General features: G+C 47.1%; 13 protein-coding genes. 3 read left to right on the top strand and 10 right to left on the bottom strand.

Translation table 11 applies throughout. The annotated features are described in order from the left end of the window. Positions 1-41: 41 nt before the first annotated feature. The 3 genes from folP to FD974_RS03750 form a co-directional block, all read right to left on the bottom strand. The gene (gene folP / locus FD974_RS03760) at positions 42-914 is read right to left on the bottom strand and encodes a dihydropteroate synthase (protein ID WP_251374655.1); all 873 of its coding nucleotides are present in this window, start codon (positions 912-914) and stop codon (positions 42-44) included. A gap of 16 nt (positions 915-930) precedes the next feature. Then, positions 931-2,808: an ATP-dependent zinc metalloprotease FtsH gene (gene ftsH, locus FD974_RS03755; protein WP_215365930.1), complete on the bottom strand. Its 1,878-nt coding sequence runs from the start codon at positions 2,806-2,808 to the stop codon at positions 931-933. A gap of 156 nt (positions 2,809-2,964) precedes the next feature. Beyond that, a complete protein-coding gene (locus FD974_RS03750) occupies positions 2,965-3,639 on the bottom strand; it encodes an RlmE family RNA methyltransferase (protein WP_215365928.1) in 675 nt (224 codons plus the stop codon). 138 nt (positions 3,640-3,777) lie between these two features. Between FD974_RS03750 and FD974_RS03745 the strand changes: the two genes are divergently transcribed. Further along, positions 3,778-4,404, top strand: coding sequence for a YhbY family RNA-binding protein (locus FD974_RS03745; protein WP_215365926.1), 627 nt, complete (start codon positions 3,778-3,780; stop codon positions 4,402-4,404). Positions 4,405-4,446: 42 nt separating this feature from the next. Here the strand turns inward: FD974_RS03745 and FD974_RS03740 are convergent, their stop codons facing one another. The 7 genes from FD974_RS03740 to gloB all read right to left on the bottom strand — a co-directional run bounded on the left by FD974_RS03740 (position 4,447) and on the right by gloB (position 14,281). Beyond that, positions 4,447-4,938: a DUF4149 domain-containing protein gene (locus tag FD974_RS03740; RefSeq protein ID WP_215365924.1), complete on the bottom strand. Its 492-nt coding sequence runs from the start codon at positions 4,936-4,938 to the stop codon at positions 4,447-4,449. A 19-nt stretch (positions 4,939-4,957) separates the two neighbouring features. Continuing rightward, a complete protein-coding gene (gene greA, locus FD974_RS03735; RefSeq protein ID WP_215365923.1) occupies positions 4,958-5,434 on the bottom strand; it encodes a transcription elongation factor GreA in 477 nt (158 codons plus the stop codon). Positions 5,435-5,453: 19 nt separating this feature from the next. Further along, on the bottom strand, positions 5,454-8,717 hold the full coding sequence (gene carB, locus FD974_RS03730) for a carbamoyl-phosphate synthase large subunit (RefSeq protein WP_215365921.1): 3,264 nt from the start codon (positions 8,715-8,717) through the stop codon (positions 5,454-5,456). Further along, positions 8,717-9,910 carry a glutamine-hydrolyzing carbamoyl-phosphate synthase small subunit gene (gene carA, locus FD974_RS03725; RefSeq protein WP_215365920.1) on the bottom strand — a complete coding sequence of 398 codons (1,194 nt, stop codon included), beginning with the start codon at positions 9,908-9,910 and terminating at the stop codon, positions 8,717-8,719. Before carA ends, carB begins: the two co-directional genes overlap by 1 nt. 246 nt (positions 9,911-10,156) lie before the next feature. Next, positions 10,157-12,040 carry a propionate--CoA ligase gene (locus FD974_RS03720; RefSeq protein ID WP_215365918.1) on the bottom strand — a complete coding sequence of 628 codons (1,884 nt, stop codon included), beginning with the start codon at positions 12,038-12,040 and terminating at the stop codon, positions 10,157-10,159. A gap of 37 nt (positions 12,041-12,077) precedes the next feature. Then, positions 12,078-13,472, bottom strand: a complete 1,395-nt coding sequence (locus FD974_RS03715) for a transglycosylase SLT domain-containing protein (RefSeq protein WP_215365916.1) — start codon at positions 13,470-13,472, stop codon at positions 12,078-12,080. Then, on the bottom strand, positions 13,472-14,281 hold the full coding sequence (gene gloB, locus FD974_RS03710) for a hydroxyacylglutathione hydrolase (RefSeq protein ID WP_215365914.1): 810 nt from the start codon (positions 14,279-14,281) through the stop codon (positions 13,472-13,474). The genes FD974_RS03715 and gloB overlap by 1 nt, the downstream gene beginning before the upstream one ends. Before the next feature lie 36 nt (positions 14,282-14,317). Here gloB and FD974_RS03705 point away from each other — a divergent pair, with 36 nt between their 5' ends. Both FD974_RS03705 and rnhA read left to right on the top strand, forming a co-directional pair. Continuing rightward, positions 14,318-15,103 carry a class I SAM-dependent methyltransferase gene (locus tag FD974_RS03705; protein WP_251374654.1) on the top strand — a complete coding sequence of 262 codons (786 nt, stop codon included), beginning with the start codon at positions 14,318-14,320 and terminating at the stop codon, positions 15,101-15,103. 4 nt (positions 15,104-15,107) lie between these two features. After that, positions 15,108-15,563: a ribonuclease HI gene (gene rnhA, locus FD974_RS03700; RefSeq protein WP_215365911.1), complete on the top strand. Its 456-nt coding sequence runs from the start codon at positions 15,108-15,110 to the stop codon at positions 15,561-15,563. Positions 15,564-15,631: the final 68 nt, after the last annotated feature.

Here is a 15,631-nt window from a genome sequence, read left to right as displayed (position 1 = left end):
TTATAAAACTGATGAGTATCTGGATTGCCAGATCAGATGCTCTAGCCTTGAACCGCTGCCCATATCTTGAGAGCATCTACGGTTTCAGGCACATCATGTACCCGAATAATGCGGGCACCGCGATCAGCAGCCAGAATGGCAGCAGCAACACTAGGCGCTATCCGCTCATTGGTGTCACGACCAGTTAGCTTGCCCAGCATGGATTTACGAGAAATCCCCGCCAAGACCGGATATCCCAACTGGGAGAATTGATCAAAATCAGCCAGCATCGCAAGGTTATGCTCAAGACTCTTTCCAAACCCGAATCCAGGATCAATCGCAATTCGGTTTTGAGCGACACCCTGCTCTTCCAATAAACTGGCACGTGTTTGCAAAAATAACTTCACTTCAGTAATCACGTCTTGATAGTGAGGATCAAATTGCATTGTTTGAGGATCGCGCTGCATGTGCATCAAGACAATGCCGCATTGCTTATCTGGATTATCGTTATCACTCTCAAAGATCGCTTCTACTGCGCCCTCTTGTCGTAATGCCCAGATGTCATTCACGCAATCAACTCCAGCCTTGAGTGCTTGGCGCATCGTCTCGGCTTTATAGGTATCGATTGACAACGCTACTCCGCAATCTTTTAAAGCTTCAATGACTGGCAAGACGCGATCTAATTCTTCTTGAAGTGCTACAGGCTCTGCGCCTGGCCGAGTTGATTCTCCACCGATATCAATCATGTCGACGCCATTGGCAATCATGCGCTCCGCTTGAGCAATTGCATCGCTTGGAGTTCTAAACTGACCGCCATCCGAAAAGGAATCTGGGGTGGCATTAAGAATACCCATCACTACTGGGGTATTGCGTTTGCTAAAGTCAAAAAGAAAACGCCCGCAACGCCATGTTGCGGGCAGGTTTTGCTTACTCACTTAAGGATTCGTGAAATTAAGCAGTCGCAGGTGCGCCACCAGCCGCGGGCCCTGGAGTCCCCGCTGAATTACCAAAGGTAGTTGCGGGTTGTGGCTTAGGAGCACGAGGTGGACGGCCTTCCATGATGTCATTAATCTGCTCTGCATCAATAGTTTCCCATTCGAGCAAAGCTGCAACCATCGCTTCAACCTTATCTCGATTTTGCTCAAGAATAGATCTAGCTAACGCATATTGACTATCCACTAGCGCACGAATTTCAGAATCCACTTTTTGCTGCGTCAATTCAGAAACAGTTTTGGAGCTCGTACGGCCAAACATGCTTTCAGATTCAGTATCGACATAAACCATCGTACCTAAGCTATCACTCATACCGTAACGGGTCACCATGTCACGCGCCATCTTCGTAGCACGCTCAAAGTCATTGGATGCGCCAGTACTCATGGAGTTCAAGAAGACCTCTTCTGCAGCACGACCACCAAACAAAATAGCCAGCTCTTCCATCATGCGATCTTTATATAAGTTCACACGATCAAACTCAGGCAACTGCCATGTCACACCTAAAGCCATGCCACGAGGCATGATGGTGACTTTGTGAACAGGATCTGCTTTTGGTAAGACCTTCGCAACTACAGCATGGCCAGACTCGTGATACGCCGTATTGCGACGCTCTTCTTCACGCATCACAGCAGACTTACGCTCTGGACCCATATAGATCTTGTCTTTAGCGTCTTCGAAGTCTTTCATATCTACAGCACGCTTACTACGACGTGCAGCGAACAGAGCAGCTTCGTTAACTAAATTTGCTAAATCTGCGCCAGAGAAACCAGGAGTGCCACGCGCCAAGACAGCAGCATTCACATCCGGATCAATTGGTACCTTGCGCATATGCACTTGCAAAATCTGCTCGCGACCACGAATGTCAGGTAAACCAACATGTACTTGACGGTCAAAACGGCCTGGGCGCAATAAAGCACGATCTAATACGTCAGAACGGTTAGTTGCGGCAACCACGATGACACCGCTATTGCTCTCAAAACCATCCATCTCAACCAACATCTGGTTCAGTGTTTGCTCGCGCTCATCATTACCACCACCCATACCTGCACCACGATGACGGCCAACCGCATCAATCTCATCAATAAAGATGATGCAAGGAGAATTTTTCTTGGCAGTTTCAAACATGTCACGTACACGTGACGCGCCAACACCAACAAACATCTCCACAAAGTCTGAACCTGAAATAGAGAAGAATGGTACTTTGGCTTCGCCAGCAATCGCACGCGCCAACAGGGTCTTACCCGTTCCAGGAGGGCCAACCAGCAAAACACCATGCGGAATACGACCGCCCAGTTTTTGGAACTTTTGTGGGTCTTTCAAGAAGTCCACAATCTCAAAGACTTCTTCCTTAGCTTCATCGCAACCCGCTACATCAGCAAAAGTAACAGTATTGCTATTTTCATCAATTAAGCGAGCCTTTGATTTTCCAAAGGAGAATGCTCCACCTTTGCCGCCGCCCTGCATCTGGCGCATCATGAAAAACCAAAAACCAATAATCAGTAGTGTAGGTCCGAGGTAGTACAAGGCAGAAACCAACATATTGGGTTCATCGTCTGCTTTACCAGTCACTTGAACGCCGTACTTCATGAGGTCACCCACCATCCAGATATCCCCTGGGGAAATGATGGAATACTTGTTACCGTCATTGGGGGTTACTTGTAATGTGCGACCTTGCACATCCACTCGCTTCACTTTGCCAGCTTTGGCATCGTCCATGAATTGAGAATAAGTGACCTGAGTAGCGTCTCTTGGCTTATCAAACTGTTTAAAAACAGTAAAAAGCACGAGACCCACGATGAGCCACACACCAATTTTTTGCAACATGTTGTTGTTCAAAACAGACCTTTGCCGGATTAATCCGGGAGTTAAAGCGGATTGCTATATCTAAGTATTTGATTCTACTACCAGCCTTTTTCAAGTGCTAAAGGCATATTTATTTGTCAAACCCCTATATTTTCGGGGTTATTGTGCAATTTGGGGCACTTTTGGCATTTACTTGGGCGGCTTGAGATTTCTACCCAAGAGGAAGATTTCTGAAGATTTAGCCCTTGACGCCTTTGGTTTGCGGGGAGTGACCGTCTTAAAGACCTTTTTAAAGGACTCCACGATTTGACTGTAACCACTGCCGTTAAAGCACTTAATCAAGAGTGCGCCCTCCGGTTTGAGGTGGTGAACAGCAAAATCAAGGGCGATTTCAGCTAAAAAGGCCATTCTGGCAGCATCTGCGACCCCTACGCCGGATAAATTAGGTGCCATATCGGACAACACCAAATCGACCTTCCCGTTGGCACTGGCTGGCAAAAGGGCTTCTAGAGCCTTTAGACCCTCCTCTTCCCTAAAGTCACCTTGGATAAAGTTCACATCCGCAATATCTTCCATCGGCAGAATATCAATGGCAATAATGCTGCCATCAGGCTTACCAGACTCAATCAGCGGATTGCTTTTACCCAGCTCAGTCAAACGATTACGAGTGTATTGAGACCAGCTCCCTGGGGCACTTCCCAGATCCACAATAGTCATCCCAGCCTTGATCAGGTGATCTTGCTCGTCAATTTCACTGAGCTTATAAACAGCTCTGGCGCGATAGCCCTCTTTTTGGGCCATCTTTACGTATGGATCCGTTAAATGATCCTGCAACCAACTTTTATTAAATTTATTCTTTGCCACAACTTACCCACTTTCGGTGTCTATTTTCCTTGTTTATCACCGCTATGGCAAAAGGAATCGACGTAAAACGTCTCTTGATAGACATATATATGGGCATGAGAGCCTTTTTACAAGCCCTGATGCTCTATCATCGAGCCCATGACTGCACTTACTATCACCCCCGCACAAAGAAAATCCCTCAAAGCCGACGCTCATGACCTCAGTCCGGTGGTCATGATTGGTGGAGACGGTCTCACGCCTGCCGTAATTAAAGAAGCCAAGTCTGCAATATCGCATCATGGCTTGATTAAGATTCGGGTCTTCGGTGATGATCGTGATGCTCGCATCGCTATGTATGAAGAGTTATGCGACAAGTTGGATGCAGCCCCAGTTCAGCACATTGGAAAATTGCTGGTGCTCTGGAAACCAAAAGATATGGTTGATGAAGCTTTTGCCAATCTTGGAAGATCGAGCAAACAAACCAAGAAATCTTTGCAAGCCCCTCGCACCAAGCGTCAACCAAATAGAACTGTTGCCAAAGCAGGTGTTCGCACGAGCAGCTCCGAGCGCTCAGATCGACGCTCAGCAGCTAGCAAGTCACCTTTTGCGAGAGCGGCGGCTGTGAAGAGTGCCACTCCAAAGAAAAGAGTGCTGCGCTCTGAAGCTGCTGAATCAAAAATTGGTTGGTCATCCCCTGGCTACCGCAAAGCCGCTGCTGCACCAGCGCCTATTAAGAAGCGTAAAGTGCGCATGAGTAGCACCAAGAAAAAATCACTGGGTTCTTAAGGTATTTATTCTGGATAAAAAGCGCCGCTAGTCGGCGTTTTTTTATTGCTGCGCTTTAGTCAAACGCCAAACTAAAAATAAGCCTAAGAGACTTTGAATTGAAAAAAAGATACTTGATGCGCCATGGAGCTTACCAAACAGATCAGCTGATGGCGAGAGCATGACTGGCATGCCTTGCGCTAGGGCATTGTCACGCAGGGAGTTCATCCACGGAATAAAGACAAATGCAGCGGCGATTGAACACAATAGCATTGCCAATAAGATCCAACGAATCAGGCGATATTGATTCAGACCGCGCGTCACCAACAGGTTTGCGAGCACCATTAAAGCCATGCAAATAATCAAGCTCAAGTAGGCTTCTATTCTAAAAATAGTCCCGGCAACCATTCCAGCGGCCTGACGATCTGTCATGGTTGAAAACACTGCAGGAGCAACTAAATAACCTACCGTGAGTAGACTACCAACCCACAAACCCGCGACCAAAACAAACAGTCTTTGGGCTCCAGTATGAGAGGTAATCTGAAGAGCAGTCATTTAGATTAAGTTTGATTTTTTAAATGTAACGAACGGCTAATATTTCAACTTCGCGATTGCCACCAGGCGCTTGAACTGCAACAACATCGCCCTCTTCTTTACTAATTAAGGCACGGGCAATCGGGGAGCTAATCGAAATTTTATTAGCAGCAATATCGGCTTCATCATCACCCACGATTTGGTAAGTGAACTTAGTGCCATCCTCTAAATCTTCAAGATCAACTGTCGCACCAAATACAACGCGACCCGATACATCTAAAGTTGCGGGATCAATAATTTGCGCAGCAGATAATTTGCTCTCTAATTCTTGAATGCGACCCTCAATAAATCCCTGCTTCTCTTTAGCAGCATCGTACTCAGCATTCTCAGAAAGATCACCTTGTGCACGGGCTTCAGAAATCGCATTGATCACTGCTGGGCGCTCTATATGCTTTAAACGATGCAACTCTTCTTTCAGGAGTTCTGCGCCACGCTTAGTAATTGGAATTGTGCTCATGCTTCTAACCTAACCTAAATTAATTGAGGGTCTTGTGTAGGTTTTGTAAACCGTACACTTCAATAGACTCTTTACTGCCATTTTGTGATGCCATTAAACCATCCATCACCGCACGCGCTGCACTAATCGTAGTGTAGTAAGTCACATTATTGGCTTGTGCACTAGTACGAATCGAACGGGAATCTGCAATTGCAGTCCGGGTTTCATCCACAGTAGTAAATACCAATGAAATTTCACCGTTTTTAATCAAGTCCACAATATGGGGACGACCATCTTTCACCTTATTGACGACGCGCACTGGCAAACCAGCCGCTTCAATAGCTGCTGCAGTACCCTTAGTAGCTACCATTGGGAAGCCTAATTGGTGCAAGAGTTTAGCCACTTCAACCGCTTTAGGCTTATCGCTATCTTTTACGGTCAGCACTACAGTGCCGCTCTTAGGTAATTTAATCCCAGCGCCCAGCTGAGACTTAAACAAGGCCTCACCAAAAGTTTTGCCAACACCCATCACCTCGCCAGTAGATCGCATCTCTGGTCCCAGGATTGGATCAATACCTGGGAACTTATTGAATGGAAATACTGCCTCTTTCACTGAATAGTAAGCAGGCTTTACTTCTGATTTGATGCCTTGCTGATCTAAGGTCTGACCGACCATGCAGCGTGCAGCAATTTTGGCTAACTGCAAGCCTGTTGCTTTAGAGACAAATGGCACAGTACGTGATGCCCGTGGGTTCACCTCGAGAACATAAATGACATCCTTGCCATCGACATTCTGAATCGCAAACTGCACGTTCATCAAGCCAACGACATTAAGACCCTTTGCCATCGCAGCAGTTTGACGCTTGATCTCTGCGATCGTCTCATCGGATAGAGAATATGGTGGCAATGAACAAGCAGAGTCACCGGAATGAACACCAGCCTGCTCAATATGCTCCATGACACCGCCAATGAATACACGTTGGCCATCGCTAATGCAATCGACGTCACACTCAATCGCATCATTTAAGAAACGATCTAGCAATACCGGAGAGTCATGAGAAACCTTGACCGCTTCGCGCATGTAGCGCTCAAGATCACGCCCATCATGAACGATTTCCATGGCGCGACCACCCAATACATAGGAAGGACGCACAACCAATGGATAGCCAATTTCTTCTGCAAGTTTGAGCGCTTCATCTTCTGCACGAGCCGTACGGTTCGGTGGCTGACGTAAGTTCAAGTCATGTAATAACTTCTGGAAGCGCTCACGATCTTCTGCGGCATCAATCATGTCTGGTGATGTACCAATGATGGGTACGCCATTACGCTCAAGATCTAAAGCCAACTTCAAAGGAGTCTGACCGCCGTACTGAACGATGACACCTTTGGGTTTTTCTTTAGCAACAATCTCCAAAACATCTTCCAATGTCAAAGGCTCAAAATACAAGCGGTCGGAAGTATCGTAGTCAGTAGAAACAGTTTCTGGGTTGCAGTTCACCATGATGGTTTCATAACCATCATCACGCATAGCTAAGGCAGCATGTACACAGCAGTAATCAAACTCAATGCCTTGACCAATACGGTTAGGACCACCGCCCAAGACCATGATCTTGTCTTTGGTAGTGGGCTGAGATTCGCACTCGCCATGCTCTGCTTCATAGGTGGAATACAGATAAGCAGTGTTTGTAGAGAACTCAGCGGCACAGGTATCTACCCGCTTATAAACTGGGACCACTTTCAAGCGATGACGTGCAGCGCGCACAGAGGCAGCATCTACGCCCAATAGTTTTCCTAAACGACGATCTGAGAAACCTTTTTGCTTAACAAAACGCAGTTCAGCAGCAGAGAGGCTATCGATCTTGCGTTGCTTCAGCTCCGCTTCCATCGTGATGAGCTCTTCAATTTGCTCTAAGAACCAAGGATCAACCTTGGTCTCGTTATAGACCTCATCTAAGCCCATTCCCATACGGAATGCATCGGCCAAATACCAAATACGATCTGGGCCTGGTTCGCCGATTTCTTGGATGATGTCATCCAAATCAGTGGAGACCTCATCTAAGCCGTCAACACCAACCTCAAGGCCACGCAAAGCCTTTTGGAATGACTCTTGGAAAGTACGGCCTATCGCCATCACCTCACCTACGGACTTCATCTGCGTTGTCAAACGAGAATCTGCCTGTGGGAACTTCTCAAAAGCAAAGCGTGGAATCTTTGTAACAACGTAGTCAATGGATGGCTCAAATGATGCTGGAGTTGCACCACCGGTAATGTCATTTTTCAACTCATCCAAGGTGTAACCCACTGCTAGCTTTGCAGCAATCTTCGCAATTGGGAAACCCGTTGCTTTAGAAGCCAATGCAGATGAACGTGAAACACGGGGGTTCATCTCAATCACGATCATGCGACCGTCAACTGGATTAATGGAGAACTGTACGTTTGATCCGCCAGTATCCACACCAATTTCACGCAATACCGCAATTGAAGCATTACGCATCAATTGATATTCTTTATCCGTCAAGGTTTGTGCGGGGGCGACAGTAATTGAGTCACCCGTGTGCACGCCCATTGGATCTAAGTTTTCGATGGAGCACACGATGATGCAGTTATCGGCACGGTCACGCACCACTTCCATCTCAAACTCTTTCCAGCCCAAGAGTGACTCTTCAATTAAGAGTTCACGGGTTGGTGATAAATCCAGACCTCGTTTACAAATCTCTTCAAACTCTTCACGGTTATACGCAATTCCGCCGCCTGATCCACCCATGGTGAATGAAGGACGAATGACGACCGGGAAACCCAAGCTACCAGTCTCTTTCTGAATACGTTGCTGCACTTCATGCGCCTCTTCCATTGAGTGCGCAATGCCTGACTTAGCGGATCCAAGACCAATTTTGGTCATCGCATCTTTAAATTTCTGGCGATCTTCCGCTTTATCAATCGCCTCTGGGGATGCGCCGATTAACTCACAACCGTATTTTTCAAGAATACCGTGACGATGCAAATCGAGCGCACAGTTCAAGGCGGTCTGCCCGCCCATCGTTGGCAAAATCGCATCAGGTCTTTCGGTAGCAATAATGCGCTCAACTACTTCCCAGGTGATTGGCTCGATATAGGTCACGTCTGCCATCTCGGGATCAGTCATGATGGTGGCAGGATTACTGTTCACCAAGATCACTTTGTAACCCTCATCACGCAACGCTTTGCAAGCTTGCGCACCAGAATAGTCAAACTCACAGGCCTGACCAATCACAATCGGCCCAGCACCAATAATTAGGATGCTCTTAATGTCGCTACGCTTAGGCATTATTTGCCCCCCTTATTACCAACAGCGGCAGCATTCATAAGCTCCACAAAACGATCAAATAAATAGGCAATGTCATGTGGCCCAGGCGAAGCTTCTGGATGGCCTTGGAAACACAAAGCAGGCTTATCCTTCCAAGCAAGTCCTTGTAGGGACCCATCAAACAAAGAAACATGAGTGACACGAATATTGTCTGGCAATGAATTTGCATCGACAGCAAAGCCGTGGTTCTGCGATGTAATCGCTACACGCCCAGTGTCCAAATCTTTCACTGGATGGTTGGCGCCGTGGTGGCCAAATTTCATTTTCAACGTTTTGGCGCCAGCGGCTAAGCCCATAATCTGGTGACCCAAGCAAATGCCGAATGTTGGGACACCCTTTTCAATAATTTCTTTTGCAGCAGCAATCGCGTAATCACATGGTCCAGGATCGCCGGGGCCATTGGAGAAAAAGACTCCGTCAGGATTCATGGCCAATACTTCTGCCGCGCTGGTTTGCGCTGGCACGATCGTCAATTCACAACCGCGCTCCGTTAACATGCGCAAAATATTGCGTTTGACGCCAAAGTCATAAGCAACGACTTTTTTGATTGGCTTACTAGCATCTAAAGTTCTGTATGCAGGTTTTCCGTCTGGGCCATGTAGATCCCACTCAGCTTCGCGCCATTGATATGGGGATTTAGTCGTAACGACTTTGGCCAGATCTAAGCCGGCCATGCCTGGGAATGCTTTAGCCAACTCCAGGGCCTTTTTGCTGAGACTCTCGACATCATCACCCATCTTGCCAGCGACGATTGCACCAGACTGAGCGCCTTTATCTCGCAAAATGCGGGTTAATTTACGAGTATCAATCCCTGAAATACCGACTACCCCTGCTTTTGAGAGGTAAGCATCTAAGCTCTCTTCAGATCTAAAGTTAGATACTCGCTTAGATAGGTCTTTAACGACTAATCCAGCCGCATGAATTTGATTAGACTCCGCATCTTGCGCATTAACCCCAACATTACCAATGTGAGGGTAGGTCAAGGTAACGATTTGGCGGGAATAGCTTGGATCAGTAATGATCTCTTGATAGCCAGTAAGAGCAGTATTAAAAACAACTTCGCCAGCAGTTTCGCCAGGAGCGCCAATACTAAGACCGGGAAATATAGTGCCGTCGGCTAAAGCCAACACGGCGGGAGGAAAAGAAGGAAGCAAGGGTGACAAACCATCTCCAGTCCCTGCTCCATCCGACGCTCAACACCCCAAAAAGACCAACCCAGGACTGTTTGTGCGGGAGGTGAGTGTCTTTAAGCGCTAGGGTAATTTATTAAGTTTCGAACCTAGTAATGATACCAGTTTTGCACTCTAAACCCTTGAATCCCCAGCCAATTAGGCCTAAAAGCAAATTACCCCATTAGTCCTAGGACCCATGGGGTAATTTTTGCATCAAAAAAGGGCTGCTTAAGCTTTGACGCTCTGCTCGATGATGGTCTTGATTTGACCTAAAACCGTTTGATCTTCCATAGTGCTGATATCACCAGGATCGCGCCCTTCAGCAACTGCTTGGAGAGCGCGTCGCACAATCTTGCCTGAACGTGTCTTAGGCAAGGCGGTAACGATGTACACGCGGCCAGGACGAGCAATAGCGCCTAAAGTGCTATCTACAGTCTTCATGCACTCCGCCTCTAAAGTCGCGGTATTAGAAGAATCCTTGGGTATGACAAAGGCAATGGCAGCTTGACCCTTGAGTTTGTCCTCGATACCTACCACCGCTACCTCAGACACGTTTGGATGACCGGAAATACTTTCCTCGATCTCGCGCGTCCCTAGGCGATGTCCGGCAACGTTAATCACGTCATCCGTTCTTCCTAAGATAAAGAAGTAACCATCATCATCTTTAATGCCCCAATCGAAGGTGGAGTAAATCGTCTTCCCAGGAATAGTTTCCCAATAGGTGCTCACGAAACGCTTGTCATCACCCCAAACAGTTTGCATACAACCGGGAGGCAATGGGCCTTCAATAGCAATGACGCCCTTCTTGTCTGAGCCCAACTCTTCTGAAGTTGCATCATCAAGTAGCTTCATGTTGTAACCAAAGGAAGGTACGCCTGGTGAACCAAACTTGTGCGGCATGACCTCTACGCCGCGCTGAATAGCCAGCATTGGCCAGCCAGTTTCTGTCTGCCAGTAGTTATCGACAATCGGCTTCTTAATTGCATCATGAATCCAGCTCGCAGTAGGCTCATCCAAAGGCTCGCCAGCCAGGAACAAGGCACGTAATGTCGAAAGATCATATTTTGTTAAGAATGCAGGGTCTTGTTTCTTGAGAACGCGCACTGCGGTAGGTGCTGAGAACATCACGGAGACCTTGTACTTTTCTACCAAGCTCCACCAGATGCCAGCATCTGGACTTAATGGTGTGCCTTCATACATGATCGTTGCCATTCCATTAAGCAAGGGTCCATAGATAATGTAGCTATGACCTACCACCCAACCAATGTCGGAGGTGGTGAACATGGTTTCGCCAGGCTTGCCACAGAAAATATGATTCATCGTAGACATCAAGGCAACTGCGTAGCCACCTGTATCGCGCTGAACACCTTTAGGCTTGCCAGTAGTACCTGAGGTATACAAAATATAAGATGGATGGGTTGCATCAACCCACTCAACTGGCACCAAATCATTTAGGTGTTTTTGGCGCTCGCTGGCGTAATCCAAATCACGCCCCGCTACTGTAGTGAACTCTGTTAAGCCACGATTCACAATCAATACTTTTTCAGGCTTGTAGCTTGCCAGCGTAATAGCCTCATCGAGCAATGGCTTATACGGAACTGATTTGCCACCCCGGGAACCGGCTTCTGATGTCACAATCATCTTTGGCTTAGCATCATCAATACGTGAAGCCAAACTATGGGATGCAAAACCACCAAATACTACGGAGTGGATAGCGCCAATACGCGCACAAGCTAGCATTGCAAAACACGCTTCGGCAATCATCGGCATATAGATCAAAACACGATCGCCTTTTTGAACACCGTTGGCTTTGTAGATAGCAGCCATACGATTAACTTCTTCGTAGAGCTCTTTGAATGTATATGCCTTTTCTACATTGGTTTCGGTGGAAACAGCAACAAGAGCAATTTGGTCAGCGCGATCGGCAAGGTGACGATCTACAGCGTTGTAACAAAGATTGGTTAATCCACCTTCAAACCATTTTGCAAATGGCGGGTTCGCATAATTCAGAACGGTGTTGTATGGCTTTTCCCAGTGAATGAGTTTTGCCTGCTCTCCCCAGAAACCGTCTGGGTCTTTAATGGAGCGTTCGTGTTCTGATTTATAAGACATGGTCAACCTAAATGAAGTAAGTTAAAGATTCGAAAAATTATTGAATTTTGCTAGCCCCCGAAGCAGCAGATGTCTTAGCTGTGGGGCTAGTAGCTTTCACAGTCCCTTTTTTCGCAGAATTTGCAAGTCCTGTCGATGCGTGTTTATGCTGAGAACCCCCTTTTTTTGCCGCGGAGGCGGTTTTAGAAGACTTTGCTGCGGGACATTTAGCCCCTTTTGCACATTTTTTAGGCGCTGGAGCGGGTTTCACTAAGCTCAGATTGGCATTCTCAGCCATGGCCATCGAGATATCGCCAGCGTGTTGATTGGTTTTAGGGATCAGCACCGTAGATCCCGCTCTAATCCGCATGCCCTTGGGGATGTTATTGATCTCTCTTAGCGCATTTGCATCAACCCCCAAAGTTTTGGCAGCCTTATCAACAGTCTCGGTTCTAGCAATCCGCACTGCTGTCCAAGTGGAAAGCGGTTTGGTGTACTTTTTGAGGTTCTCCTGAAAGACCTCTGCATGGCCAAAGGGCAACAAAATCTGTTGATTGGCATTGCTCAAAATGACCGGCTTATTGAATGAAGGATTGAGATTATGAAATTCCTCCGATGGAATTTCAGCTAATTTAATGACCAAGTCCACATCAATATCCTTTTCTACATCGACTGCAATGAAGTAAGGATGGTTTTCTAATTCCGGCAACACAATTCCGTAGGCCTGGGGATCCAAAACAATTTGTCGATACGCCATGAGTTTGGGGACGTAATTGCGCGTCTCATTAGGCATCTTCAGACTTAAATAATCCGTTGGTAAACCAGCAGCAAGATTGCGCTTTTGCGCTTTGGCAACATTACCCGCGCCCCAGTTGTATGCTGCTAAAGCGAGCTCCCAACTACCAAATTGGTTATGTAAGCGCTGCAAGTAATCTAAGGCAGCATCAGTCGATTGCAAGACGTCTCTACGCTCATCGCGAAAAACATTTTGCGTTAATTGAAAATCTTTGCCGGTTGCTGGCATAAATTGCCATAAGCCCATAGCTTTTGCGCTGGACTTAGCATGGGTGACAAAAGCACTTTCAACAAAGGGTAATAGCGCAATCTCCATCGGCATATTGCGTGTATGCACCTCTTGTACGATATAGAACAAGTAGCGTGAAGAACGCTCCATTGAGCGATGCACATAATCCGGTCTGGCACTTAACCAACGCACCTGCTCAATTTCTAGCGGAGTATTCATGGGCTCCATCTGAAAGCCATCGCGGATACGTATCCACAAATTGCTCGATGGCGCATAGATGCTGCTAACAGATTGATCCTTGAGATTGACCCGCTTCGCTTTTGCTGCCCGCGGATCAGAACGACCAGCAGAATCTGAAGACCAATCGCCTGTACCAGCACACCCTGACAAAGCGGCTATCAATAGGATTGCCGCATAGCGCCAGAACATCAGAATCGATCCTTCCATGCACGAATCACCGCAAGAACATGGGCGGGACTTGGCAAAGATTTTTCTCCAGAAATCTGCATGGCTGCTTCTATTACCTCTTTTTGATCACAGCGCATAAATGGGTTGACTTGCAACTCTTGGCCAATCGTTGTTGGCAGAGTAGGCAAACCTTGATCACGAAGTGCTTTCGCGTTTTCTGCCCAGGTAATTAAATTGGCATTGTTTGGTTCGACAGCCAAGGCAAAACGAATATTTGATAAGGTGTACTCGTGAGTGCAATACACCAGCGTATTTTTAGGCAGAGCAATAAATTTGGCTAGGGATTGGCTCATCTGCGTTGGCGTTCCTTCAAATAGACGACCGCAACCAGAGGCAAACAAGGTATCGCCACAGAACAACATGGGCTCGACCACATTAGCCTGCATATTTGCAAAATAAGCTATGTGACTTAAGGTGTGTCCAGGAACCTCAAATACCTCCAAACTAATCCGAGGCTTAGCAATTTCTACCTTATCCCCTTCCAATAGACCCTGTGTTCTGCCAGGGATATCTATGGTGGCAGGGCCATAAACAGGAATGTCCGAACCTAGAGCCTGTAATAGCTGCAGAATGCCGCCAGTATGGTCCGCATGGTGGTGAGTAATTAAAATGCCCGTCAAGGTAAGCTCTTGCTGTGCCAGATATTGCAATACTGGGCTAGCATCACCTGGATCAACGATTAACGCAGATCGACCATCATGAATACACCAGATGTAATTGTCATCAAAAGCCGGTATCGGCCATACGTGCAATAAAGTATTCTTATCCATAAACCGATGATACCAACCCCACCCCCTTTATCGCCGATGCCAGCCCCACCATGGAGTTCATGGGAGAAGTGGCTTCAGTCCCCACCAGGAAAATATATCCTAAATTGGGAGCAGCAGTGTTTTGACCAAATAGTGGCCGATGTCTTTGGATTTCATGCGGTGCAAGTGGGTTTACCGCAGATCAATACCTTGGCCGAAAATCGCATGCCTTTACATGCCCTCGTGATTGAATCCTCCGATCGAGAAAAACACCCCAATCAGTTCAATTGGCATCAAATTGAAGGTCACTCATCAGAACTACCCTTTGCCTCTGAAAGTATCGATTTGTTGGTACTGCCCCATGTATTAGAGTTTGCTGCTGACCCCCATCAGGTACTCAGAGAGGCTGAACGTGTTTTGCGCCCTGAAGGCCGACTCATTATTTCTGGGTTTAATCCAGCAAGCCTTTGGGGGGCTCGTCAATACTTAAGCAGACTAATTGGCAACCCCTACCTCCCCCGGGATGGTCAATTTATCAGTCTCATTCGCGTAAAAGATTGGCTGCAATTACTCAACTTTTCTCTGGATCGGGGTCATTTTGGTTGTTACAAACTCCCTCTCACCAAAGAATCAAACATGGCCAGAATGGATTTTATGGAGCTTGCAGGTAATCGATGGTGGCCGATTTTTGGAGCTATTTTTATCGTTTCTGCCATTAAACGCCACCCAGGCATGCGCTTGATTGGTCAGATTCAAACGAAACGCATTCCAGCAATTCCCCAACTGAGTCCAGCAACTGAAAGTCATCAAAATTTAGTCGATAGCAAAGACACAGTAAATTAACGCCATGAGTATTGCTAAATCCACACCCCATATCGTCATTTATACCGATGGTGCCTGTAAAGGCAATCCTGGGCCAGGAGGCTGGGGTGCTGTCCTCCGTTCAGGTGAGCATGAAAAACACCTGCATGGAGGCGCTGAACTAACCACCAATAACCGCATGGAAATTAGCGCAGTTATTCATGCGCTTCGAGCCCTTAAGCAAACCAGCTCTGTAGAGCTTTGGACTGACTCGCAGTACGTCCAAAAAGGCGTCACTGAGTGGCTCGAAGGTTGGAAAAAAAGAGGTTGGAAGACGGCCAGCAAGGATCCCGTTAAGAATGCGGATTTATGGCAAGAGCTTGATGCTCTCCTCCCCTTACACCAGATTTCCTGGCATTGGGTACGCGGACACAATGGACACCCCGGAAATGAGCTAGCCGATCTGCTTGCCAATCGGGGCGTAGAGGAATTTTTACCTTAGGACAAAGCATTGCCGTCAAGCCCATTTTTAATGGTCTTATGAGAGAATGAGGCAATGAAAGATAGCTC

The sequence above is a fragment of the Polynucleobacter sp. es-EL-1 genome, from assembly GCF_018687975.1.
Classification (GTDB): Bacteria; Pseudomonadota; Gammaproteobacteria; order Burkholderiales; family Burkholderiaceae; genus Polynucleobacter.
The sequence above is the reverse complement of the archived record's forward strand: the minus strand, read 5'-3'. Positions and strand labels throughout refer to the sequence as shown.

Excerpts from the sequence above, each read along its gene's own strand:
- FD974_RS03745 (WP_215365926.1), top strand. The coding sequence starts at position 3,778 with ATGACTGCACTTACTATCACCCCCGCACAAAGAAAATCCCTCAAAGCC.
- FD974_RS03740 (WP_215365924.1), bottom strand. The coding sequence starts at position 4,938 with ATGACTGCTCTTCAGATTACCTCTCATACTGGAGCCCAAAGACTGTTT.
- greA (WP_215365923.1), bottom strand. The coding sequence starts at position 5,434 with ATGAGCACAATTCCAATTACTAAGCGTGGCGCAGAACTCCTGAAAGAA.
- carB (WP_215365921.1), bottom strand. The coding sequence starts at position 8,717 with ATGCCTAAGCGTAGCGACATTAAGAGCATCCTAATTATTGGTGCTGGG.
- FD974_RS03720 (WP_215365918.1), bottom strand. The coding sequence starts at position 12,040 with ATGTCTTATAAATCAGAACACGAACGCTCCATTAAAGACCCAGACGGT.
- FD974_RS03715 (WP_215365916.1), bottom strand. The coding sequence starts at position 13,472 with ATGTTCTGGCGCTATGCGGCAATCCTATTGATAGCCGCTTTGTCAGGG.
- gloB (WP_215365914.1), bottom strand. The coding sequence starts at position 14,281 with ATGGATAAGAATACTTTATTGCACGTATGGCCGATACCGGCTTTTGAT.
- FD974_RS03705 (WP_251374654.1), top strand. The coding sequence starts at position 14,318 with ATGCCAGCCCCACCATGGAGTTCATGGGAGAAGTGGCTTCAGTCCCCA.
- rnhA (WP_215365911.1), top strand. The coding sequence starts at position 15,108 with ATGAGTATTGCTAAATCCACACCCCATATCGTCATTTATACCGATGGT.